Source organism: Paenibacillus sp. FSL K6-1096, assembly GCF_037977055.1.
Classification (GTDB): domain Bacteria; phylum Bacillota; class Bacilli; order Paenibacillales; family Paenibacillaceae; genus Paenibacillus_AQ.
On the sequence record NZ_CP150274.1, the window covers coordinates 734,559 to 754,507 of the forward strand.

23 protein-coding genes and 1 tRNA gene are annotated in these 19,949 nt (G+C 52.5%); 8 read left to right on the forward strand and 16 right to left on the reverse strand.

Features of this window, described 5'->3' with window-relative positions; translation table 11 throughout:
- Positions 1-108: 108 nt before the first annotated feature.
- Positions 109-1,059 carry a hypothetical protein gene (locus MHI24_RS03305; protein ID WP_340024138.1) on the forward strand — a complete coding sequence of 317 codons (951 nt, stop codon included), beginning with the start codon at positions 109-111 and terminating at the stop codon, positions 1,057-1,059.
- 78 nt (positions 1,060-1,137) lie between these two features.
- Here MHI24_RS03305 and MHI24_RS03310 read toward each other — a convergent pair whose 3' ends face one another.
- Positions 1,138-1,395 (reverse strand): hypothetical protein, encoded by a 258-nt coding sequence (locus MHI24_RS03310; RefSeq protein ID WP_340024139.1) that lies wholly within the window; start codon positions 1,393-1,395, stop codon positions 1,138-1,140.
- 228 nt (positions 1,396-1,623) lie between these two features.
- Here MHI24_RS03310 and MHI24_RS03315 point away from each other — a divergent pair, with 228 nt between their 5' ends.
- Positions 1,624-1,818, forward strand: coding sequence for a hypothetical protein (locus MHI24_RS03315; protein WP_340024140.1), 195 nt, complete (start codon positions 1,624-1,626; stop codon positions 1,816-1,818).
- A 550-nt stretch (positions 1,819-2,368) separates the two neighbouring features.
- Here the strand turns inward: MHI24_RS03315 and MHI24_RS03320 are convergent.
- From MHI24_RS03320 to MHI24_RS03360, 9 genes are all read right to left on the reverse strand, one after another.
- Positions 2,369-2,442 (reverse strand) — tRNA-Pro (locus tag MHI24_RS03320).
- A gap of 870 nt (positions 2,443-3,312) precedes the next feature.
- Complete coding sequence (trmD, locus tag MHI24_RS03325) at positions 3,313-4,104, reverse strand: tRNA (guanosine(37)-N1)-methyltransferase TrmD (protein WP_340026591.1); 792 nt, start codon at positions 4,102-4,104, stop codon at positions 3,313-3,315.
- Positions 4,104-4,628 carry a ribosome maturation factor RimM gene (gene rimM, locus MHI24_RS03330; RefSeq protein ID WP_340024141.1) on the reverse strand — a complete coding sequence of 175 codons (525 nt, stop codon included), beginning with the start codon at positions 4,626-4,628 and terminating at the stop codon, positions 4,104-4,106. Before rimM ends, trmD begins: the two co-directional genes overlap by 1 nt.
- 107 nt (positions 4,629-4,735) lie before the next feature.
- Entirely contained in the window at positions 4,736-4,966 is a 231-nt protein-coding gene (locus MHI24_RS03335; RefSeq protein ID WP_340024142.1) for a KH domain-containing protein, read from the reverse strand.
- A gap of 22 nt (positions 4,967-4,988) precedes the next feature.
- Positions 4,989-5,261, reverse strand: a complete 273-nt coding sequence (gene rpsP, locus MHI24_RS03340; protein ID WP_238653824.1) for a 30S ribosomal protein S16 — start codon at positions 5,259-5,261, stop codon at positions 4,989-4,991.
- A gap of 404 nt (positions 5,262-5,665) precedes the next feature.
- Complete coding sequence (ffh, locus tag MHI24_RS03345; RefSeq protein WP_340024143.1) at positions 5,666-7,054, reverse strand: signal recognition particle protein; 1,389 nt, start codon at positions 7,052-7,054, stop codon at positions 5,666-5,668.
- Positions 7,055-7,076: 22 nt separating this feature from the next.
- Positions 7,077-7,433 carry a putative DNA-binding protein gene (locus tag MHI24_RS03350; protein WP_340024144.1) on the reverse strand — a complete coding sequence of 119 codons (357 nt, stop codon included), beginning with the start codon at positions 7,431-7,433 and terminating at the stop codon, positions 7,077-7,079.
- A gap of 165 nt (positions 7,434-7,598) precedes the next feature.
- On the reverse strand, positions 7,599-8,246 hold the full coding sequence (locus MHI24_RS03355; protein ID WP_340024145.1) for a hemolysin III family protein: 648 nt from the start codon (positions 8,244-8,246) through the stop codon (positions 7,599-7,601).
- Between the two features lie 74 nt (positions 8,247-8,320).
- Positions 8,321-9,838 (reverse strand): carboxypeptidase M32, encoded by a 1,518-nt coding sequence (locus MHI24_RS03360; protein WP_340024146.1) that lies wholly within the window; start codon positions 9,836-9,838, stop codon positions 8,321-8,323.
- A gap of 228 nt (positions 9,839-10,066) precedes the next feature.
- Here MHI24_RS03360 and MHI24_RS03365 point away from each other — a divergent pair, with 228 nt between their 5' ends.
- The 3 genes from MHI24_RS03365 (at position 10,067) to MHI24_RS03375 (ending at position 11,621) form a co-directional block, all read left to right on the forward strand.
- Positions 10,067-10,645, forward strand: a complete 579-nt coding sequence (locus tag MHI24_RS03365; RefSeq protein ID WP_340024147.1) for a carbonic anhydrase — start codon at positions 10,067-10,069, stop codon at positions 10,643-10,645.
- Between the two features lie 249 nt (positions 10,646-10,894).
- Positions 10,895-11,332 carry a hypothetical protein gene (locus MHI24_RS03370; protein ID WP_340024148.1) on the forward strand — a complete coding sequence of 146 codons (438 nt, stop codon included), beginning with the start codon at positions 10,895-10,897 and terminating at the stop codon, positions 11,330-11,332.
- Between the two features lies 1 nt (position 11,333).
- Positions 11,334-11,621, forward strand: coding sequence for a YxcD family protein (locus MHI24_RS03375; RefSeq protein WP_340024149.1), 288 nt, complete (start codon positions 11,334-11,336; stop codon positions 11,619-11,621).
- 98 nt (positions 11,622-11,719) lie between these two features.
- On the opposite strand, the gene MHI24_RS03380 is transcribed toward MHI24_RS03375, so the two are convergent.
- From MHI24_RS03380 to MHI24_RS03390, 3 genes are all read right to left on the reverse strand, one after another.
- On the reverse strand, positions 11,720-12,337 hold the full coding sequence (locus tag MHI24_RS03380) for a Type 1 glutamine amidotransferase-like domain-containing protein (RefSeq protein WP_340024150.1): 618 nt from the start codon (positions 12,335-12,337) through the stop codon (positions 11,720-11,722).
- A 140-nt stretch (positions 12,338-12,477) separates the two neighbouring features.
- Positions 12,478-12,840: a hypothetical protein gene (locus MHI24_RS03385; protein ID WP_340024151.1), complete on the reverse strand. Its 363-nt coding sequence runs from the start codon at positions 12,838-12,840 to the stop codon at positions 12,478-12,480.
- 156 nt (positions 12,841-12,996) lie between these two features.
- Positions 12,997-13,836, reverse strand: a complete 840-nt coding sequence (locus tag MHI24_RS03390) for a DegV family protein (protein WP_340024152.1) — start codon at positions 13,834-13,836, stop codon at positions 12,997-12,999.
- Positions 13,837-13,987: 151 nt separating this feature from the next.
- Here MHI24_RS03390 and MHI24_RS03395 point away from each other — a divergent pair, with 151 nt between their 5' ends.
- A complete protein-coding gene (locus MHI24_RS03395) occupies positions 13,988-14,221 on the forward strand; it encodes a hypothetical protein (protein ID WP_340024153.1) in 234 nt (77 codons plus the stop codon).
- On the opposite strand, the gene MHI24_RS03400 is transcribed toward MHI24_RS03395, so the two are convergent.
- Positions 14,216-15,076, reverse strand: a complete 861-nt coding sequence (locus tag MHI24_RS03400) for an aminoglycoside phosphotransferase family protein (protein WP_340024154.1) — start codon at positions 15,074-15,076, stop codon at positions 14,216-14,218. The genes MHI24_RS03395 and MHI24_RS03400 overlap by 6 nt on opposite strands.
- Positions 15,077-15,181: 105 nt before the next feature.
- Here MHI24_RS03400 and MHI24_RS03405 point away from each other — a divergent pair, with 105 nt between their 5' ends.
- The gene (locus MHI24_RS03405; RefSeq protein WP_340024155.1) at positions 15,182-15,991 is read left to right on the forward strand and encodes an alpha/beta hydrolase; all 810 of its coding nucleotides are present in this window, start codon (positions 15,182-15,184) and stop codon (positions 15,989-15,991) included.
- Positions 15,992-16,074: 83 nt separating this feature from the next.
- Here MHI24_RS03405 and MHI24_RS03410 read toward each other — a convergent pair whose 3' ends face one another.
- A complete protein-coding gene (locus MHI24_RS03410; protein WP_340024156.1) occupies positions 16,075-16,764 on the reverse strand; it encodes a metal-dependent hydrolase in 690 nt (229 codons plus the stop codon).
- Positions 16,765-16,959: 195 nt separating this feature from the next.
- Here MHI24_RS03410 and MHI24_RS03415 point away from each other — a divergent pair, with 195 nt between their 5' ends.
- Positions 16,960-17,757 (forward strand): PaaX family transcriptional regulator C-terminal domain-containing protein, encoded by a 798-nt coding sequence (locus MHI24_RS03415; RefSeq protein WP_340024157.1) that lies wholly within the window; start codon positions 16,960-16,962, stop codon positions 17,755-17,757.
- A gap of 48 nt (positions 17,758-17,805) precedes the next feature.
- On the opposite strand, the gene MHI24_RS03420 is transcribed toward MHI24_RS03415, so the two are convergent.
- Positions 17,806-19,908, reverse strand: a complete 2,103-nt coding sequence (locus MHI24_RS03420) for a thioredoxin domain-containing protein (RefSeq protein WP_340024158.1) — start codon at positions 19,906-19,908, stop codon at positions 17,806-17,808.
- Positions 19,909-19,949 lie beyond the last annotated feature (41 nt).

Here is a 19,949-nt window from a genome sequence, read left to right on the forward strand (position 1 = left end):
ATGGTCCAGTATCGCAACCCGCCGCCAGCCTGTTATTCAATGTTTTCCCATAATATATAATATTGAGTATACATAAGCAACTGATTAACCTTTAGGAGGGTCTATATAGTGAAGAAAAAACATAACCCAGCCATCATCGCAGCCGCCGCCGTATTCTCCATCGTCCTGCTGGCCGGATGCACGGAGCTTCCCGGCAAAGAGGCCGCAGACAATCAACTGGAGCAGCGTATATCCGGCACCTTAGGTGAGGAAGCGGCAGCAGCTGTCAAGCAAGGCGTCAGCAATGCTACTGCAGCCGTAGGAGATGTTGTCCAGAATACGGCCGAACAGCTTCAAGACAAGCTGAATGCCCATGGTATCAGCAGAGAATTCAGCACCTCTTTGCCTGCAGGCTCTGCTTCAGTGCTTAAGCTGGAGAATGCCGTTGGGGAGGTCAGCGTAACCCAGGCATCCGGTGATGAGATCGAGGTAAAAGCCACCATTATCGTCTATGAGCAAAAGGATCACGACACAGTAGCCGGTGTGCTTGACCATGCGCAATTATCCATCGAGCATAAAGGAGATGCCCTGATCGTCTCAACACACAGTCCCGATAACCGGAAGAAGAATATTTGGGAATGGGCACAGCAGGAATACGGTGATTCCAACTTCAGCATTAATTATGAAATAGGATTGCCAGATACCGTGAACATATTTGAGGTTGATAATAATGTAGGCAAGGTTCAGCTCAGCGGTCTTGAAGGGACGTTTGAGGTCAGCAGCAATGTCGGCAGCATCGTCCTGCAAGACACCGTCTTCACCGGTAAGTCTAGCGTGGAGTCGGATACAGGCAGCATTGAGCTGGGTATTTCCGGAATGGACAGCGGCAGCAGTCTCAAAGCCAAGAGCGGGATAGGCAGAATCAGCGCCGAACTGGCTGACTCCCTCCCCTGCACTGTGAAAGCCAGCAGTGAGCTTGGCCACATCTCCGGCACCGGTGACGGCAAGACCAGGGATTTCAACGGCGGCGGTCCGCTCATCACACTTAACACACAGATTGGTGCCATATCGGTTAATTAATTATCAAATATATCACAATAAAAAGTGGGCATCCCTGAGCATCAGGGGCCCACTTTTTTTTGGTGTGCCTGACAGCAATTAGATCAGAGCGATTGCCAGCAGCGTGAACAAGCTCAGGGTAAGAATTTCGCTGCCGTAGCCGTAGTACCCGCCATAGTAGCCCCCCGGTCCTCCCGGATAGAATGCCGAGGTTTTCATTCTGCCGTTGCCCTTGGTTTTCAGATACACATTGTTCCGGTCCACATCGACAATAATTCCTTCGTGGCGCTTGCCGTCAGTGGTCAGAATACGTACCCGCTTATTTTTGCAATGAAGGCAATTATAATAAGCATCCATCTGCTCTTTCCTCCTCAACCGTGTTTCTGTATCTTATGAGGGGAGGGATAAGCCGGCAACGGCTATCGTCATGGCTGGGCTGTCAATAAATAAACTTGCTGTGAAAACAAGAACTTGTGAACATTGTGTATCAATTTTGTGTAAAAAGGGGTAATATTAGAGTAACCATTCAAAATAAATTCTAAAGTTTATGAACATTATTCTACAATTCTTAAGGAGGCAGGAATCATGAGCACAGCAGGCAGACGTTTTATGAACGAAGGAGTACTGCGGATCGCCTGGTTTATCATTTTCGCTTCGCTCACCTACACCGTGCGCAATTATACTTGGGCCATCGTACTGCTTTTGGCTGTTGGCTTATATTCGCTCGTCACCGGAGTAATCATGCTTAACCGCCGGGACGAGGATCGGGGCAGGATGTAACAGCACGTAATTACTACATCAATCAAACACTTCCCTCAGAGCGTTGTTCTGACGGAAGTGTTTTTTGCAATAAATGCCAATCATCTACATAATATGATATAATCACAGAAGCAATAGAACAGGCTTATAGGGGCGTGTCGGCTACCTCTCTACAGAAGGGAGGGATGCCTTGTGGAAGTTAAAGACACTTTAATGCTAATGATCTCATTCGCTACTTTAGTGGTTCTAATACTTTCATTCAGTAAACACAAATAGACCGCGCCCCGGCAAGGAATCGGTCTATTTGCATCGTCATTCCACCACAGCTGGCCGCCCTTAAAAGCGGCTCTATTGCGCAGGGAGAGTCGTGGTGACGCACGACTCTTTTTGTTGACTATAGTATATCATGTTTTGATTTACTTTGTAATACATGTATTACACTTTGTATTACAATTCAAGACTAACATCCTCTTTAGCTTCTTTATCCTATACTGTTTTCAATAAAAATAAGACCACGCCCTCCAGGAGCCAACTCCCTCAGGTATGATCTTATCTGCTCCATTTCCTATAATCGGAGTAACAGGATTTGAACCTGCGACCTCACCCACCCCAAGGGTGCGCGCTACCAGGCTGCGCTATACCCCGACGAAATCCATACACCGCATCCCACAAACTAACATACGCCTACAATAATCAATATATGCCAGGAAACGGTTACTTTCTATGTATACTTATAATATACCTCAGATTCGCTTCAGTTTCAAACCCGGTGCTAGAATATTTTGCTAGAATTATTTTTGAGGATTTTGTTAAAATTCAATGGATATTCCCCCTAAGCTATGCTATACTCTTGGCACAAGGAAAGGAGGTGCGTTCACATCAAGCATGACATGTTGAACGTATCCCTTACCCGGACCAACGGCTGAACCTCTTAGCCTTGGTGGCGCGGGATACGGATCAAGGTTACAAGTTAGCGCCTCGGGTAGAAAGACCGTCTTCGGACGGTCTTTTTTTGTTGGTCTTCTGAAATTCACTTCGAAGTGGACATAAAATAACCGCCTGAGCGGGCAGGACGTTAAGTCCTTCCTCACTCAGGCGGTTACTGGTGGAACCTGCTGTATGGCCGGGCTATATTTAATTACGATTTGCGGTTCTTATAGAAATCGATAATATCGCTAACGGTGCGGAGCGGCTCCGCCTCTTTGTTGTGGACTGTGTCCACGGCAGGCTTGAATGTTTCATGCGTATTCGTAGTCACTTCAGTCATTCCTTTCGGTAGTTAAGCTAGCTGTATCTTAAGCTGCATCTATTCTTGCGGCGCCTCTCATTATTACCCTGATCCAGGGACGCCGACGCATCTGATACTCATCTTTCCCTTACTCTACTATTCTTTCTGTTTGCTCCTTCCAATTCATTAATAGCCGAATACGGTTCCCGGCACACAGCAAAAAACGCCTCCCTAACGTAATATACGTTAACAAGACGCTGGTTATGACTCCAAACGAAGCCCAAATTTTATTGGTTATCCTTAATGCTTGCCTGCTCCCGCAGCCGCTTCAGTGTCTGCTTGTCCTTCTCTGTCAGCGCGGCTGTCTCCAGCAGATCCGGACGACGTTCCAAAGTACGCTGTAGTGCCTGCTCGCGCCGCCACCCCTCAATGTTGGCATGATGGCCGCTAAGCAGCATATCCGGCACCTTCCACCCCCGGAACTCGGCGGGGCGGGTATAGTGGGGATACTCCAGCAGGCCCGTGCTGAAGGAGTCCGTTACCGCAGAGGTCTCGTTACCGAGTGCCCCGGGCTGGAGACGCACTACCGAATCAATCACCGTCAGAGCGGGTAACTCGCCGCCCGTTAGTACATAGTCGCCAATCGAGAGTTCGTCTGTTACCAGATGCTCCCGGATTCGTTCATCGTAACCCTCGTAATGTCCACAGATGAAGATCAGATGCTGCTCCTGCGCCAGCTCCTCGGCAATCTGCTGATTATAAGTCCGGCCCTGGGGGCACATGAGGATGATGCGCGGCTTCACAGCGGTATCCTCAACAACCCCGTCCTGCCCGCTGTCAGCGGCGCTCTGCGCCAGTACATGCTCTACTGCTGCGAAGATGGGATCAGGCTTCAGCACCATGCCTCCCCCGCCCCCGTAAGGGGTATCATCCACGCTGTTATGCTTGTTTCCTGAGAAGTCACGGAAGTTGACCGCATTCAGCGTAACGATTCCCTTCTCCCGGGCCTTGCCGACAATGCTGGTGCCGAACACGCCCTCACACATCTCCGGGAACAGCGTCAGCACATCAATCCGCATCATGGAAGCAGCCCTTCCATAAGATGCACGGTGATTCTCCGGGCTGCAATATTCACATCAAGCACGACATCGTTAATGACCGGAATCAGAATATCATTGCCCTTCGCCGGCTTCACGACCCAGACATCATTCGCTCCCGGCTGCAGAATCTCCTTAATGGTTCCCAGCGGCTGCTCTGCATTCTCGTCCGTGTAAACCTCACAGCCTACAATCTGATGGAAATAATATTCGTTGTCCGGCAGCTCGACCAAGTCCTCTACAGGCACCTTCAGCATACTGCCCTTGTATTTCTCAACCTCATTGATATTGGTGTACCCTTTAAGCTTCGCGATGTACATCCCTTTATGCTCTCTGGCTGATTCGATGGTAACCTCGAATTTCGGGCTTCCGTCTGCCGGAATCAGCAGCAGCTTCTTGCCGGGGGCAAAGCGCACCTCCGGAAAGTCGGTGTGGGACAGAATTTTGATCTCTCCGCGGACTCCGTGAGTATTCACCAGCCTGCCTACCGTTAACTCTTCCGTCATAAATTCCTCTCCTTCTGCCGTTCTTATCGTGTGCAACATATAAATTCTTATATTTTCAACAAAAAGGAGCCGGGATATACTATCCCTAGCCCCTCTTGTACGCATCCTTAAGATAAAATATCCACGGTAACGCGTTTATCGCTCTTGACTGCTGCCGATGTGACTACGGTACGAAACGCTTTGGCGATCCGCCCCTGCTTGCCGATGACCTTGCCGACATCATCAGGATGTACGGAAAGCTCATAGACAATCAGGTGATCCTTCTCCACGGTCCGCACAGCCACATCCTCCGGATGATCCACTAAAGCCTTAGCAATAACGCCAACTAATTCTTCCATAGAGGACCCTCGCAATCAGTCATTATTTCTGTAGCTTTGACTCATGGAACTTCTTCATCACGCCAGCCTTGGAAAGCAGGTTGCGGACGGTATCAGATGCCTGGGCACCTGTCTGAAGCCATTTAAGAGCCTTCTCTTCATCAATCTTAACGACTGCTGGAACTTCAACCGGATTATAATAACCGATTTCCTCAATAAAACGACCGTCACGAGGGGACCGGGAATCGGAAACCACTACACGGTAGAAAGGCGCTTTATGTGCACCCATTCTTTTCAGACGAATACGTACTGCCACGAAATTCACCTCCTTAATAGAGTATCGGAATATAGAGAATTGTTTAAGATAAACCCTTTTTCCATCCCTCCCAAATCCTCCCTTCCCCAAGGGAGGGCCCCAAAGGGCTGCACCCTCTGGACTCCCGCTAAGTGCAATTAGCGTAGGAGTTCAGACTGGCGGGACTTGGCGGGGTTTGGTGAAGGACCGCTTTTCCTCCCTGCGGGATACGCTCGACTGGCGGCGTCCCCTGGATACGGAGGAAAGATTAAGGGCAAAAGATTAAGGTCAAGGTCAAAACCTTTTGATCATCTGATGTTGTACTATGTCTGATCTAAAAACCAAATGATTAAAAGATTAAGATCAAAAGACTAAAGGCAAAGACCTCATGATCTTCTGATGTTGTACTATGTCTGATCAAAACCTCAACGGAACGGGAATTTCATGCCGCCCTTACCGGCAAGGCCCTTGAGCTGCTTCATGGCGTTCTTCTTGCCGCCCTTGCCGCCGCCGCCCATCATGCCGGAGAACTGCTTCATCATCTTGCGCATCTCATCGAATTGCTTGATGAGCCGGTTCACCTCGGCTACGTTGGTGCCGCTGCCTGCAGCGATACGCTTGCGGCGGTTATGGTTGATGATCTCAGGCTGGGCTTTCTCGGCCTTGGTCATGGAATGAACAATGGCTTCGACACGGCCCATCTGCTTATCGTCGACCTTCAGATCCTTCATGCCCTTGGCTTTGTTCATGCCGGGCAGCATATCGAGGATCTGATCGATCGGGCCAAGCTTCTTGACCTGATCCATCTGCTCCAGGAAATCATCGAACGTAAATTCCGCATTGCGCATCTTACGTTCCATTTCCTTCGCTTTCTCGCTGTCGATGTTGGCTTGGGCCTTCTCGATGAGTGAGAGCATGTCGCCCATACCAAGAATCCGTGACGCCATCCGCTCCGGATGGAACGGCTCCAGCGCATCGATCTTCTCGCCGAGCGCGGCGAACTTGATCGGACAGCCGGTGACGGCCTTAACGGACAACGCTGCCCCCCCGCGGGTATCACCATCAAGCTTGGTTAATACTACACCGGTAAGCTCAAGCTGCTTATTGAAGCTGTCTGCCACATTGACGGCATCCTGACCGGTCATGGCATCCACGACCAGCAATACCTCATCAGGATTCGTTACAGCATGAATCTGCTTCAGCTCTTCCATCAGCGCTTCATCTATATGCAGGCGGCCCGCTGTATCGATAAGGACATAATCCAGATTGTTATCCTTCGCATGTTGAATCGCTTGTCTGGCGATCTCCACCGGACTCGTCTGATCTCCCAGCGAGAAGACGGGAACCTTAATCTGGTCACCCAGCACCTGCAGCTGCTTAATCGCCGCAGGACGGTAGATGTCCGCCGCTACGAGCAGCGGGCGGTGATTGCCCTTCTGCAGCAGCTTCGCCAGCTTACCGGAGGTGGTAGTCTTACCTGCACCCTGCAGACCTGTCATCATGACGACAGTCGGCGGCTTGTTCGACTTCGCCAGCTTCGCCTGGCTTCCGCCCATCAGCTCGGTCAGTTCCTTATTAACAATATCGATAATGACCATGCCGGGTGTGAAGCTGTCCATCACTTCCGTGCCGATCGACTTCTCCTTCACCTTAGACACGAAGTCCTTGACGACCTTGAAGTTAACGTCAGCTTCCAGAAGGGCCAGCCGCACTTCACGCATCGCTTCGTTGACATCATCTTCGGATACTTTGCCCTTGCCGCGCAGCTTGCTGAACACATTCTGCAATCTTCCGGTTAACCCTTCAAATGCCATAGGCGGCTCGCTCCCTTCAATGCTATTCTAACTTCTGCAGCCGGTCCAAGATGTCCATGAACTGCTGCTCAAATGGCTCAGGCAGCGTCCCATGGTCAGGCAGTCTGCGCAGTTCTTCGATATACTTGTTACGGTCTTCATGCTTGGACAGAAGTCCAAGCTTCTCTTCATAATTCTCAAGCACCTGCTCCGCCCGCTTAATGTGCTCATATACGGCCTGGCGGCTGATTTCAAATTCCGCAGCAATCTCTCCCAGGGAGAAATCATCGTGGAAATAATATTTGAGGAACGTCTGCTGCTTATCGGTAAGCAGCCGTTCGTAGAAAGCAAATAACAGGTTGATCCGGTTCGTCTTCTCGAGCCTATTCTCCTGACTCATTAAGGGCACTCCCTTCGTCAAGGAAAAACACTTTACAGCTTCACAACGTCCCTTATGATACCGAAAACAAAGAAAGATGTCAAGCTTTTTTGCTTGTCATCTTTTTCTTTGTCCCAAACGGGCGATTCTAAGCTGGAATACCGCTCTATTCCGGGCTTCTTCCCCTTATTGAATCGGAGTGATATACAACAAAACAACGAAGAAATGCAGCACCGTACCCGCGAGCACGAATAAATGCCAGATCGCATGATGGTACGGAAATCCGCGCCATACGTAGAACACCGTACCCAGTGTGTACAGCACCCCGCCCAGCACCAGCAGTGTAATGCCTCCGCTGGCCACGGCCTGGGTCAGGGGACCCCAGGCAATCACAATCATCCAGCCCATTGCAATGTAGAAGATCGTGGACATGAACAGGAATCTTTTGACGAAGAAGGCCTTGAACACAACCCCGAATACCGCGATTCCCCAAGCGATACCGAACAGCGTCCAGCCCAGCGGACCGCGGATCGCCACCAGCATGAAGGGGGTATACGTGCCGGCGATAAATAAATAGATCGAGGAATGATCCAGGAATTCAAAGAAATCCTTCGCCTTGCCTTCCCTGAGACTATGCACCATCGTTGAATTAAAATACAGCAGCAGCATCGTAGCGCCATAGATGGAGAAGCTGACGACATGCCAGGCCGAGCCATACTGAGCTGCAAATACGACCAGCAGCGCCAGTGCAGCGACGCTTAATACAGCGCCGATTCCATGCGTAACCGCATTGGCCACTTCTTCCCTGCGGCTGTAAGTGTGAGTGTTAGCCATACCACAATTCCTTCCGTTAACGGTTTCCTTCTATTATAGCCGTTTTCCGGGCATCCTTCCAGCCGCTGGTTCTTCTACAGCTTGTACAGCTCGGTATACTTCGCTTCCAGGTAATCCGCCAGATAATCCGGGTTCAGCGGCTCACCGGTCACCTGCTCAATGATCTGCGAAGGGGTCAGGCTCTGGCCGTAGCGGTATACCTTATCGGTAAGCCATTCCTTAATCGGCAGCAGGTTGCCTGTGGCAATCAGCTCCTCGAACTCCGGCAGCTCCTTGCGCAGCGTATTCAGCATCTGGGCCGCGTACATGTTGCCGAGTGAATAGGATGCGAAATAACCGAAGTCACCTCCAGACCAGTGAACGTCCTGCAGCACGCCCAGCGCATCGGTTGGCGGTGTAATGCCGAGATACTCCTGGTACTTCGCATTCCAGACCTTCGGCAGATCCTTCACTTCCAGCCCTTCGTTGAAAATAAGCTTCTCGATCTCATAGCGCACAATAATATGGAGGTTATACGTCAGCTCATCGGCTTCAATGCGGATGAAGGAATTGCCCACTTTGTTGATCGCCCGGTAAAATTCCTCCACCGTAACCTCCGCAAGCTGCTCAGGGAAATGCTGCTGGAGATCACCGTAATAACGCTGCCAGAAGGCCAGGCTGCGGCCGATCATATTCTCCCACAGTCTGGACTGGGATTCATGAATCCCCATGGAAGCGCCCTGCGCCAGCGGCGTGCCGATCAGCTCTTCCCCGAAGTTCTGCTCATACAGGGCGTGTCCGCCCTCATGCAGCGAGCTGAAGATCGCACTGGCTACATTGTCCAGCAGATAGTTGGTAGTAATGCGCACATCGCCGGGATTGAGCCCGGTTGCGAACGGATGCACACTCTCATCCAGGCGTCCGGCCTCGAAATCATAGCCCATCTGCTCCAACAAGAAGAGACCGAACTTCTCCTGCTGCTCCTTGGGGAAAATCTGGCTCAGGAACTCCGTATCCGGCTGGTTCGGCGAGGCGCTGATCGCTTCAGCCAGCGGAACGAGGCGGCTGCGCAGACGGCTGAAGATATCGTCCACCTTATCCACCGTCAGATCCGGCTCATACATATCCAGCAGCGTGTCATAGCGCGTCCCCTTCACGCCCCAGTAATCAATGAATTTCTGCTTGAGCTCAACAATTTTGCTGAGATACGGCTCGAAGGAAACGAAATCATCATTGTCCTTGGCTTCTTCCCAGATCGTCTGCGCATGGGCGGTCAGCACGGAGTATTCCTCGAAGGTTTTGGCGGGAATGCTCTTGCTGCGCTGGTATTCCTTGCGGGCATCCTTCACAATCTTGTTCTGATTGCTGTTCAACTGGCTCATGACCTCAGGCCGGCTGAAATACTCGGTGAACGCGCCCATCTCCTCTGATACCTCAAGCTTGAACGCTTCGGCACTCAGCATGCCCAATGTAGCTGAACGGATCTCAACGCCCTTACGCGGCGCACCGGTGCGCAGATCCCAGCCGAGAAGCCCGATCGCTTCATAGTAACCTTTAATCTTGGATAATAGCTCACTGAATTTCTCCCACTCTTCCCGGACCTGCTGTTCCATGGGTAAGCACCTGCCTTGTTAATTTTTTCTACACCTCTTGATGATACTTTTTATAATCGCTATAATCAAATTCAGGCTGCACCTCTTCAAATTTGAAATGGTTGGCGGTCTACAGAGCAGAAGCGGAAATACGCTTATACTCATCATGATTACGCACAGCAAGCTCTTTATGTTCGCCGCAAGACGCAGTACAATAAACTACAGTTTAATTTGAGGAGGCGCATATGTATGAGTCAGATTACAGACATTTTGGAGTTCAATAAGCATTTTGTGGAGGAGAAGGCATACGAGAGTTATCTGACCAGCCGCTTTCCCGATAAGAAGATGCTGATCATCACCTGTATGGACACAAGGCTTGTTGAGCTCCTCCCCAAGGCAATGAACTTCAAGAACGGCGATGTTAAAATCATCAAAAACGCCGGCGCTGTCATCTCCCAGCCGTTCGGGAGCGTGATGCGCAGCGTCATGGTTGCGCTGTATGAGCTGGATGCAGACGAGGTTATCGTCGTCGGGCACTATGAATGCGGCATGGCCTCCCTAAACGCCGACAAAATGATTAATTCAATTAAGCAGCGGGGCGTGTCCGAGGAAGTGCTGAACACGCTCGAAAATTCGGGGATTAAACTGACAAAATGGCTGCGCGGGTTTGACAATGTGGAGGAAGGGGTAATTCAGACTGTGGAGCTGATCAAGCGCCATCCCCTACTCCCACCAAACGTACCTATCCACGGCATGGTCATCGACCCGGCTACCGGAGCGCTTGAGCTTGTCTCGGATGGATACGCTGACGTGAAGACAACTCTCTGAATAACTGCTGTTTGCGCGGGTCCCGGACCCGCGCCTTTTTTAAAATATAAGAATTTATAGGTTGCACACGATAACTTATCCTTATATTTCTCGCTGAAACGGGTGCCGTCCTTAAAAAGGACGGCAAAGCCGTTTCCGCTTGTTTACATTTATGAATATTAAAAATTGAAACCTTGGGCCTCCGCCTGCGTATTACCGGGGGAACACCGGTAAGGTGTTACCAAATCACTAGGAGGTTCACGTACTATAATGAAACTAATGAAACACGCATTGATGATTGTCATGGCCTTCACCCTGTTCTTCGTCACAGCTGCACCTGACATGGCAGATGCCCGCCGCGGCGGCGGAGGCTTCAAGTCCGGTACCCGGGGCTTCACCACCACCCCGAAGAAATCCACTACTGACAACGTGAAAAAAAGCGATAGCACCAAAAGCAGCACTTCCGGAACGGCAGCCAACGCAAACCGCGGCTTCTTCAGCGGCGGCGGACTGATGAAGGGCCTGATGATCGGCGGGATCGCCGGCCTGCTCTTCGGCAGCATGTTCGCCGGCATGGGCGCACTGGGAAATATCATCGGCTTCCTGATTAACATGATGGCCATCTACTTCGTCATTGTCCTGATCATGTCGTTCTTCAAGCGCAGACAGGAACGACGCAGACTGCAGGAAAGAGACGGGCGTTATTAAGATGGCGGTTACGGTTCTCAGCATGGACGAGATTATCAACGCGATCTGCCTGCATATGGCGGAGCGCAAGGCTGTCCGGGTGGAGGAAGTCCAGGTCGAGCTCAGTTGGGATGAAGACACCGGCTACACCGCAGAGGTCTGGACACAGGGCCGGAGCCAGTATCTGGTGGAATCCAATATGATTGAGGCCATTCTCCGGTATCTGCACAGCGAATACGGCATCCGCGCTTACCGCGAGGATGTGCGGCTGGAGCTCGATGAAGAGATTACAGCCGTTGTGAACGCTTAAGCGTAATGCCAATAAGCCGTAATTTTAAACAAAGGGATGATCCGCCGGATCATCCCTTTACTTTATGTACATTCAGCTACAGGCCAGACCGCCCGGGCCTAGCTGATGCTTTTAACGCTAATCTCGTCGCCCTTGACCCAAATGACTTCGTTGTTGGTGATCGGACGCAAGCTGAGGGTAGCCGAATAGGTGTCCACAATCTGTTGCGCACTTTCTATAAAAGGGAAGCTGTTGTAATGCGGTACAGTATAGAACTCTACCAGGCCCAGCGCAGTAAAATCCGATAACTCTGGGGCCGGCTCTACGCTATCCATTCCTTGTACATATTCAATACTCGCTGAGGCGATAATCGATCCGGCCGACTCTCCAATGTACAGCTTACCGGCGTTAACGGCATCCGCGATCATGGCATCTGCTCCGCTTCTTTTCAGCTCCTGCAGGAGATAGAAGGTATTGCCGCCGCTCACATAGATGTAATCATTCGTTTGAATCTTGGCAGCAATGTCCGCTGCGGGAGCGGTGGCTACATCCAGCTCGTCTACAATCAGCCCCAGCTGCTCAAGGGCCTCTCTTCCTTCGGTTACATAGACTACATATTCCTCCACTTTGCTGGCCGTGGGAATGAAGGTTACCCTTTTACCGCTTAAGTCTGGCTCAAAATCTGCGAGCAGGCCGGCAACGTCAATAAAGGAGGAGGCCAAAAACATTTTTTTCATACCATCATAGCTCCTGTCTTGTCTGTCTTACTGCCAGTATAACAGATCAATATTCCATTGGCACAAGCGCCGGGCAGCCGAATAACCGGATCAGCCGTGTGCCGACCCGGTTATCAAGCGCCGAAGGAGAATCCCCTCACTTAGAGTAACGAAATCGCCAGCAGCTCATACAGGACCAGCGGAACGATCACATTGCTGCTCACCGCACCCGGATAAGGGTAACCGGGATAGCCATAGCCGGGATAAGGCTTGTAGTACGGATTGTAATACCCGCGGCCGTTCTCCATGGTCACTGTTACGGTCAGATACAGGTTTTTGCTGTCCATCCCGGCGAGGGTGCCTTCATGCATCTGTCCGTCAAGCGTCTGCACCTGCACTTGATGATTCAGATATGGCTTGCAACTCTGATGCAGAGAATCGCGAACCCCTTGCATATGCTTAACCGCCGCTGGGTCTGCCTGGTAGATCACCGTTGTTTGCGGGCCGGACTGATAGGTTGACATGAGCGTTAGACCTCCGTATTAGTGGATTTGCTCCATTCTATGCACCTGCCCAGCCCGGGGTGCCTAGCCTGCTCTGCACTTCCCATTCTACGCTGCACCGCACGCCAAATAGCCGTACACCGGAACCTCCAACATACGGCTTGAACTATTTTTCACTTAAAAAGCAACGCCGATTCCGCCCTGTCCGGCATATGTTCCCATCACAGGCCCCATCGTGGACAGCAGAATCTCTTTGAAGGGATGCTTCTCCAGAATGCGTGCCTTGACCTCCAGCGCCAGCTTCTCGCAATTGCTGTGAACAATGGCGATCACCGCCTGTTCATAATCATGCTGCTTGTGGTCCAGCTTGGCCAGCAGATGGGTCAGCGCTTTGGGTAGCCCCCGGGTCTTCTCCACCACTTCAACGACACCCTCGTCGCTGATCTTCAGCAGCAGCTTGATATTCAGCACGGAGGCGACAGCGCCGGAGATGCGGCTTAGCCGGCCGCCTTTGATTACATTCTCCAGGCTATCCAGCGTGAAGTAGGCCATCGTCTCTTCAACCTTATCCAGCACTTTATCCTTCAGCTCGGCCAGGCTTGTTGCCGTCAGTGACCATTTGGCTGCCATCGCGACAATCAGGGACAGTCCGCCTGAGAACAGTTTGGAATCTATAATTTCAATCGCATTGGGATGTCCCTCTTCCTCGTACATTTCCTTGGCGATCATTGCGGTCTGATAAGTACTGCTGATATTGGAGGACATGCAGATCACCATAATATCAGTGCCTGCCTCCACCTCCTTGAAGCTATTCAGGAAGGTCTGCGGGCTCGGGCTTGCCGTGGTCGGCAGCTCCTTCTCTTCATGCATCCGCGCATAGAAATCCTTCGTATCCATATCATCCGGCATAAGCTCATGGCCGAAATGAACCGGAAGATGAACAATAGAGATATCGTACTGCCGGATGTACTCAGGGGGTAAATCGGAACCGCTGTCGGTAATAATCTTGATGGGCATCAGGGTGATCTCCTTTCAATTCTATATCATTATAGCCACCCTGCAGGATCGGCAATAGTACAATTTATAACTTGTCAAAATCAGAGTTTTGTGCTTAGGCTGACTTATGGTATGGTTGAACTATATGTGAACAGAAATGGAGTGTACCCTGATGAGCAAGAACAGCGTATGGAACCGGGGCAAGCATAATGGGGCCGGCCTGTCCAAGAAGCCCCCGGTCAACACAGAGCAGGAGAGCGGGAGCGCCGAAGAGACGGCTCCGGTTGACAATAGCAAGGATGAGGCAGCTATGGCCCGGATCGATACCGTGAAGCCGATGAACCGCAGCAATTGGGTAAGCCGGCCTGCCCGCACGAAGCCGCAGAAGCCTGAACGGAGGTCATAGCAGGCCGTCCGGCAAAAATACATTCTGCTGCATTAGCGCCCGCATCACAGTAAGCGTGTTGCGGTGCAGCGGAACGCCGGTGGTCCGGTGGAGCTGAAGCCAGCGCAGCGAGGCCAGTGCCTCGAACAGCACAAGCTCTGCCGGAGTGCAGCTGCCTGAGGTGAGGAATGCCCTCTGGTAGATACCGGCGTACCGCTCGCCCGCATAGACCCTAAGCAGCAGAATAGACCAGGCTATGTCATACCGTGGGTCACCGAGCTGAACATTGGTCCAGTCAATAATGGTGTATTGTCCGGCTGACTCCAGAACATTGCCCAGATGATAATCTCCATGAATCAGGCGGTCCGGGGTTATCTCTGCCTGAGCGATCAGCTTCCCCGCCAGTGCCCGGATCTCCGGCTGCTGCCCCCATTCCGGGAAGAAGTAGTCGATGAATTCATAAGACGGCACATGGACTCCGTCCAGTGTATTAAGATCTAGCTTATGTATATTGAGCAGATTATGCGCTATGGCTGCGAGGCCTGCCGCATTCACCTTGCGGACGGGGGTTCCGTCGTAACTCATTAACAGCACATGATAGCCCTCCGCATCCACGCCCCAGGCGTAAGGATTGGATACCGCGCAGCCCTGACTGTAGAGGCGCTCCAGCACCTTGTATTGCAGCGGAATGTCCGGCCGGGATTCACGGTTCCAGCTTTTGAGCACCAGCTCTGTATCTCCCAGCTTTACCCGCTGTACCTCCGCTTCCAAGCCTCCCTGCATGGAAGTAAGCACCGCCCCGTCAGCCTTCCTAAGCAGCTTCTCACCTTCCGCAGACTGTTCTTTCCAGTCTATATCGCCAAGCCTGTATTTCATGATGATGCCCCCTCTCAGTTAACAATTCCTTCTCTAGGCACTTTCCCTACAACCCTGAATAGTATATCCCCATAGGACCATCAACCGGCAAATGGAGGAAGTATTATGGAGCATTGGATCAGAGTTGAACCGGACGTCAAAATCTATGTCAATGACATCAATCCGCTGGGCAGCAGGACCATCCTGTTCATCCACGGCTGGCCGGCTAACCACCGGATGTTCGAATACCAGTACAACCAGCTGATCCCGCTGGGCTACCGGTGTATCGGAGTGGATATGCGTGGCTTCGGCCAATCGGATAAGCCAACCGGCCGGTACGACTATAACCGGCTCGCCGATGATATCCGCTGTGTCATCGGCGCCCTGGGATTGCAGAACATTACGCTGGGCGGACATTCCACCGGCGGCGCCGTCGCCATCCGGTATATGGCCCGGCATCAGGGCTACGGGGTCTCCAGGCTTGCACTGTTTGCAGCAGCAGCCCCCAGTCTGATTCAGCGCCCGGGCTTCCCGTACGGCACGATCAGAGAGGTCATTGAGCAGATTATTCAGGCCACCTGGCAGGACCGGCCGAAGATGCTGCGGGATTTCGGTGACATGTTCTTCTATCACAAGGTCTCACAGCCGTTCTCCGACTGGTTTTTCCAGCTCGGGCTGGAAGCGGCAAGCTGGTCTACGATCGCTGTCTCCGAGGCCTGGCTCACCGAGGAGCTGTTCCAGGATCTGGCCTGCATCCGGGTCCCGACCCTGATTATGCACGGCATCCATGATCAGGTCTGCCTGTATCCGCTGGCAGTGGCCCAGCATCAGGGAATCAGGCATTCCGTGCTTATACCGTTCGAGAACAGCGGGCACGGACTCTTCTATGACGAACGGGAACGCTTCAACCGGGAGCTGTCCGCCTTCGCCCGCTAGACAATCCGCTATACGAATACAGCCGTTTCTTTGCCGGAGCAAGGAAACGGCTGTAGCATTATTTTAGCAGATTAAGGTTGACCTTACAGCTCCAGCGACTCCCCTAAACCAAGCGCTGTCCCCCGGATTCCCGCTTCCTCCAGCGCCTTCACGAAGGCCCCGGCATCCTGGCGGATCGGCGGGAAGGTATTGTAATGAACCGGAAGCACCTGCTTCGCGCCCAGCCACTTCGCCGCAATCAAGGCATGCTCTGGTCCCATAGTGAAATGACCGCCGATAGGCAGAATAGCCAAATCTATGGAATACAGCTCCCCGAACATCTTCAGGTCACCGAACAGCCCGGTATCTCCGGCATGAAGCACGGTACGTCCCTCCGCCTCAACAATGAAGCCCGCCGGCGTTCCGCCATAGATTCTCTGTCCATCCTCCAGCGTGATGCTGGAAGTGTGGAAGGCATGAATCATCGTCGCCTTGGCAAAGCCAAGGTCCACCGTTCCCCCGATGTTCATCCCGATCGTCTTCTTCGCTCCCTGACCCTCCAGATGACCTGCGAGTTCCACATTGGCTACAACTACCGCCTGATTCCGCTCAGCAATCGGCACAGCGTCCAGGATATGGTCCATATGGGCGTGAGTCAGCAGTACGGCATCGGTCTGAATATCCTCTACCTTCGTCACCGCCGCCGGATTGCCGCTAATGAACGGGTCGATAATCAGCGATTTGCCGTTCACCTCAATTTGAACACAGGAATGGCTGTGGTAGGTAATTTTCATAGAATTCGTCTCCTCTTCTTGATTAGTTTCAATAGGTACTAAGGAATGCATCGTGCAAAAACCCAAGGTTTACGATACAATGACACCAAGTTGCTCTAAATTCAAATCCAGCAGTGCGATTGACGAATATAACATAAATTATAACGTTCGTTTGTTTTTATGATATATCTATTCCTGCCAGCTGTCAAGAGAGGTGTGAAGAAGTTGCTGTCCGTTGAGAAAACAATGCTGTTTCTGTTATCTAAAGTGAAGCAGATGGGCGCCCAGCAGTTAGTCGAGATCTATGAGCACAGGGGGTACACCTCCACCTATATCCGCAACGCCCTGTCCCGTTTGAAAAAAGAGGGCTATATCGCATCCCCGGCACGTTCCAGGTATAACGTCACTGCCGAGGGGCTCGCCTACATTAAGGCGATTAACAGCAAGCCGGCCCGTTATCAGGAGCAGTGGGACCATACCTGGGATGTAGTAATGCTCGAGGTTCCCGAATCGGAACGCAAGAAGCGCGACCTGTTCCGCTCAGCACTCGGGCAACTGGGTTACGGGCTTTTATATAACAGTGTGTACATCTCACCATGGAACTATCAGGATGAGGTTACAGCCCAGATCCAGAAACTGGAGCTGAATGGCAGGGTGTCCATCCTGCAAGGCCAATTCCAGGAAGGCACGATTACACCGCTCAAAGCGCAGGCCATCTGGCACCTGGACGACATCGAAGCCTTATACCGGAAGAAAGCAGTCTGGCTGAAGGGAGAATTCGCTCCGAGATTAGCGGATACCCTTCAGGCGGGGCAACCATTACAGCTGTTCCTGCTATATTTGCAAATGGGTGAGGAGTTAAGCGGACTGTTCATGGCCGACCCCTATCTCCCGGATGAGCTGCTACCAGACCACTGGCCGGGCAAACAGGTCCTCTCAGACATGAGAGAATACATGGTTAGAGCCGCTCAGGCGATACCTGCGGATTCGTTCTATGCTCCCTTCGTCCAATAAGGTATGGCAAAGAGCAGCCCAGACTCCGGACTGCTCTTCGTATGTGAACTATTCCTCACGGCTGCCGGAAGCCAGCAGCTCCCGCACCGCTTCCTTGTTTGTTACCGGTGCCCGGCAGGCGAAGTTCCGGCAGACATAGGCGGTGGCTTCGCCGCGGATGGCCGGTTTGTCAGCCAGATGCGGCAGCAGGCGGAGAATTCCTTCGCTGTCCCCTTCCCAGTTAACAATGAGTGCCGCGTCCGGCAGATAGGCCTGCTGGACCTGGGCGAGCATAGCGTGCAGCACTGGATCTTCTTTTTTGCCGGAGAGAACCCATTCTCTGCCGCCGGAGACCATCGCCAGATGGGCCTGCAAATACATTGCATACCCCGGCGGATACTCCGAAGCAGCCGAAGCAAGCACCGCAGCGGTGCGTTCAGCGGTCTCTTTTAACTCCATATCCTGAGTAATCACCGACAGCTTCCAGAGCAGCTTCGCCGCCACCGAATTCCCGGACGGAATCGCGCCGTCATACAATTCCTTCGAGCGGACCGGCAGCTTCTCCCCGTCATGCCCGGTGAAGAAGAACCCGCCGCCTTCGGCATCATGGAACAGTTCGAGGAGCCCTTCTTTCAGCTCCAGCGCCCGTTCGAGGTAGATCGCTTTGCCTGTCGCTTCATATAATTCGCTGAAGCCCCAGAGCAGGAAAGCATAATCATCCACATAAGCCGGAATCGCCGCCTCCCCGTCACGGTAACGGGCCAGCAGCCGTCCATCCTCACGCCGCAGCCTGTCCCAGATGAAGTCCGCTGCACGTTCGGCGGCTCTGGCATATTCCGGCTTCTGGAGGGCTTTGGCCCCCAGAGCCAGCGCAGCGATCATTAGCCCGTTCCATGAGGTCAGCACCTTGTCGTCCTTCAGCGGATGAATGCGCTGCTCCCGGTATTCGAACAGCTTCTCGCGCCATTCGTCCATCCGGGTCCGCAGACCAAGCGGATTCATGCCCATACGTTCCGCAATCTCCTCCGGCAGCCCTTGGAGCAGATTCGGAATATTTTTGCCTTCGAAATTGCCCTCCGGCGTAATCCCGTACACATGGCAATACGAATGCATGTCCTCCAGTCCCAACGCTTCCTCAATCTCCTCCCGGGAGAAGACATAGAACTTGCCTTCCACACCCTCGGAATCAGCATCCTCTGCGGAATAGAAGGCGCCTTCCGGCGAAGTCATATCGCGCAGCACATACGTGAAGATCTGCCCGGCAATCTCCGCATACAGCGGCTTCCCCGTAAGCTGGAAGGCTTCCAGATAGACATTCGCCAGGAGCGCGTTATCGTAGAGCATTTTCTCAAAATGCGGCACCAGCCACTCCCGGTCAGTCGAATACCGTGCGAAGCCGAAGCCCACATGATCGTACATGCCGCCCTTGTACATTGACTCCAGCGTATGCTCCACCATCCGCAGCGCTTCCGGCTGATTATGAAGCTGGCTGTAGGCCAGCAGGAAAGACAGATTATGCGGTGAAGGGAACTTCGGTGCGTTGCCGAACCCGCCGTACTCCTCATCGAACTGCCGACGGTACAGCTCATACGCCTCATGCAGCAGCTCCGCTCCGGGAATACTGCCCGCAGTATCAGGGTTATACGCATTCTTACGGTCCAGCGTGTGCAGCTCAGTTAATAGTTCATCGCCAAGCTTGTCCAGCGCATCGCCATCCTGCTCCCACTTCGTATGAATCTGCTCCAGCACATCCATCAGCCCGATCCGCCCGAACATCTGCCGCTTGGGGAAATACGTCCCCGCATAGAACGGCTTCTTCTCCGGCGTCAGCAGCACCGTCAGCGGCCATCCCCCGCTCCCCGTCAGCGCCTGACACACCGACATATACAGCGCATCAATATCCGGCCGCTCCTCGCGGTCTACTTTGATCGCTACGTAGTGATCGTTGAGGAGCTGGGCGACTTCGGCGTCCTCGAAGGATTCGCGCTCCATTACGTGGCACCAATGGCAGGTCGAATAGCCGACAGATAAGAAGATCGGCTTGTTCTCCGCCTGCGCCTTGGCAAAAGCCTCCTCTCCCCATGGATACCAGTCCACGGGGTTGTGGGCGTGTTGGAGCAGGTAAGGCGATTTTTCGTTCGCTAATCTATTGGGTGTTTTATGAGTCGTCACCAGGCGTCCCCTCATTTCGGATGATTTGGGTAAAGTACGTA

Coding starts and splice junctions, on each gene's coding strand:
- MHI24_RS03310 (WP_340024139.1), bottom strand. CDS start 1,395: ATGGATGCTTATTATAATTGCCTTCATTGCAAAAATAAGCGGGTACGT.
- MHI24_RS03315 (WP_340024140.1), top strand. CDS start 1,624: ATGAGCACAGCAGGCAGACGTTTTATGAACGAAGGAGTACTGCGGATC.
- trmD (WP_340026591.1), bottom strand. CDS start 4,104: ATGCGGATTGATGTGCTGACGCTGTTCCCGGAGATGTGTGAGGGCGTG.
- rimM (WP_340024141.1), bottom strand. CDS start 4,628: ATGACGGAAGAGTTAACGGTAGGCAGGCTGGTGAATACTCACGGAGTC.
- MHI24_RS03335 (WP_340024142.1), bottom strand. CDS start 4,966: ATGGAAGAATTAGTTGGCGTTATTGCTAAGGCTTTAGTGGATCATCCG.
- ffh (WP_340024143.1), bottom strand. CDS start 7,054: ATGGCATTTGAAGGGTTAACCGGAAGATTGCAGAATGTGTTCAGCAAG.
- MHI24_RS03350 (WP_340024144.1), bottom strand. CDS start 7,433: ATGAGTCAGGAGAATAGGCTCGAGAAGACGAACCGGATCAACCTGTTA.
- MHI24_RS03355 (WP_340024145.1), bottom strand. CDS start 8,246: ATGGCTAACACTCACACTTACAGCCGCAGGGAAGAAGTGGCCAATGCG.
- MHI24_RS03360 (WP_340024146.1), bottom strand. CDS start 9,838: ATGGAACAGCAGGTCCGGGAAGAGTGGGAGAAATTCAGTGAGCTATTA.
- MHI24_RS03365 (WP_340024147.1), top strand. CDS start 10,067: ATGAGTCAGATTACAGACATTTTGGAGTTCAATAAGCATTTTGTGGAG.
- MHI24_RS03370 (WP_340024148.1), top strand. CDS start 10,895: ATGAAACTAATGAAACACGCATTGATGATTGTCATGGCCTTCACCCTG.
- MHI24_RS03375 (WP_340024149.1), top strand. CDS start 11,334: ATGGCGGTTACGGTTCTCAGCATGGACGAGATTATCAACGCGATCTGC.
- MHI24_RS03380 (WP_340024150.1), bottom strand. CDS start 12,337: ATGAAAAAAATGTTTTTGGCCTCCTCCTTTATTGACGTTGCCGGCCTG.
- MHI24_RS03385 (WP_340024151.1), bottom strand. CDS start 12,840: ATGTCAACCTATCAGTCCGGCCCGCAAACAACGGTGATCTACCAGGCA.
- MHI24_RS03390 (WP_340024152.1), bottom strand. CDS start 13,836: ATGCCCATCAAGATTATTACCGACAGCGGTTCCGATTTACCCCCTGAG.
- MHI24_RS03395 (WP_340024153.1), top strand. CDS start 13,988: ATGAGCAAGAACAGCGTATGGAACCGGGGCAAGCATAATGGGGCCGGC.
- MHI24_RS03400 (WP_340024154.1), bottom strand. CDS start 15,076: ATGAAATACAGGCTTGGCGATATAGACTGGAAAGAACAGTCTGCGGAA.
- MHI24_RS03405 (WP_340024155.1), top strand. CDS start 15,182: ATGGAGCATTGGATCAGAGTTGAACCGGACGTCAAAATCTATGTCAAT.
- MHI24_RS03410 (WP_340024156.1), bottom strand. CDS start 16,764: ATGAAAATTACCTACCACAGCCATTCCTGTGTTCAAATTGAGGTGAAC.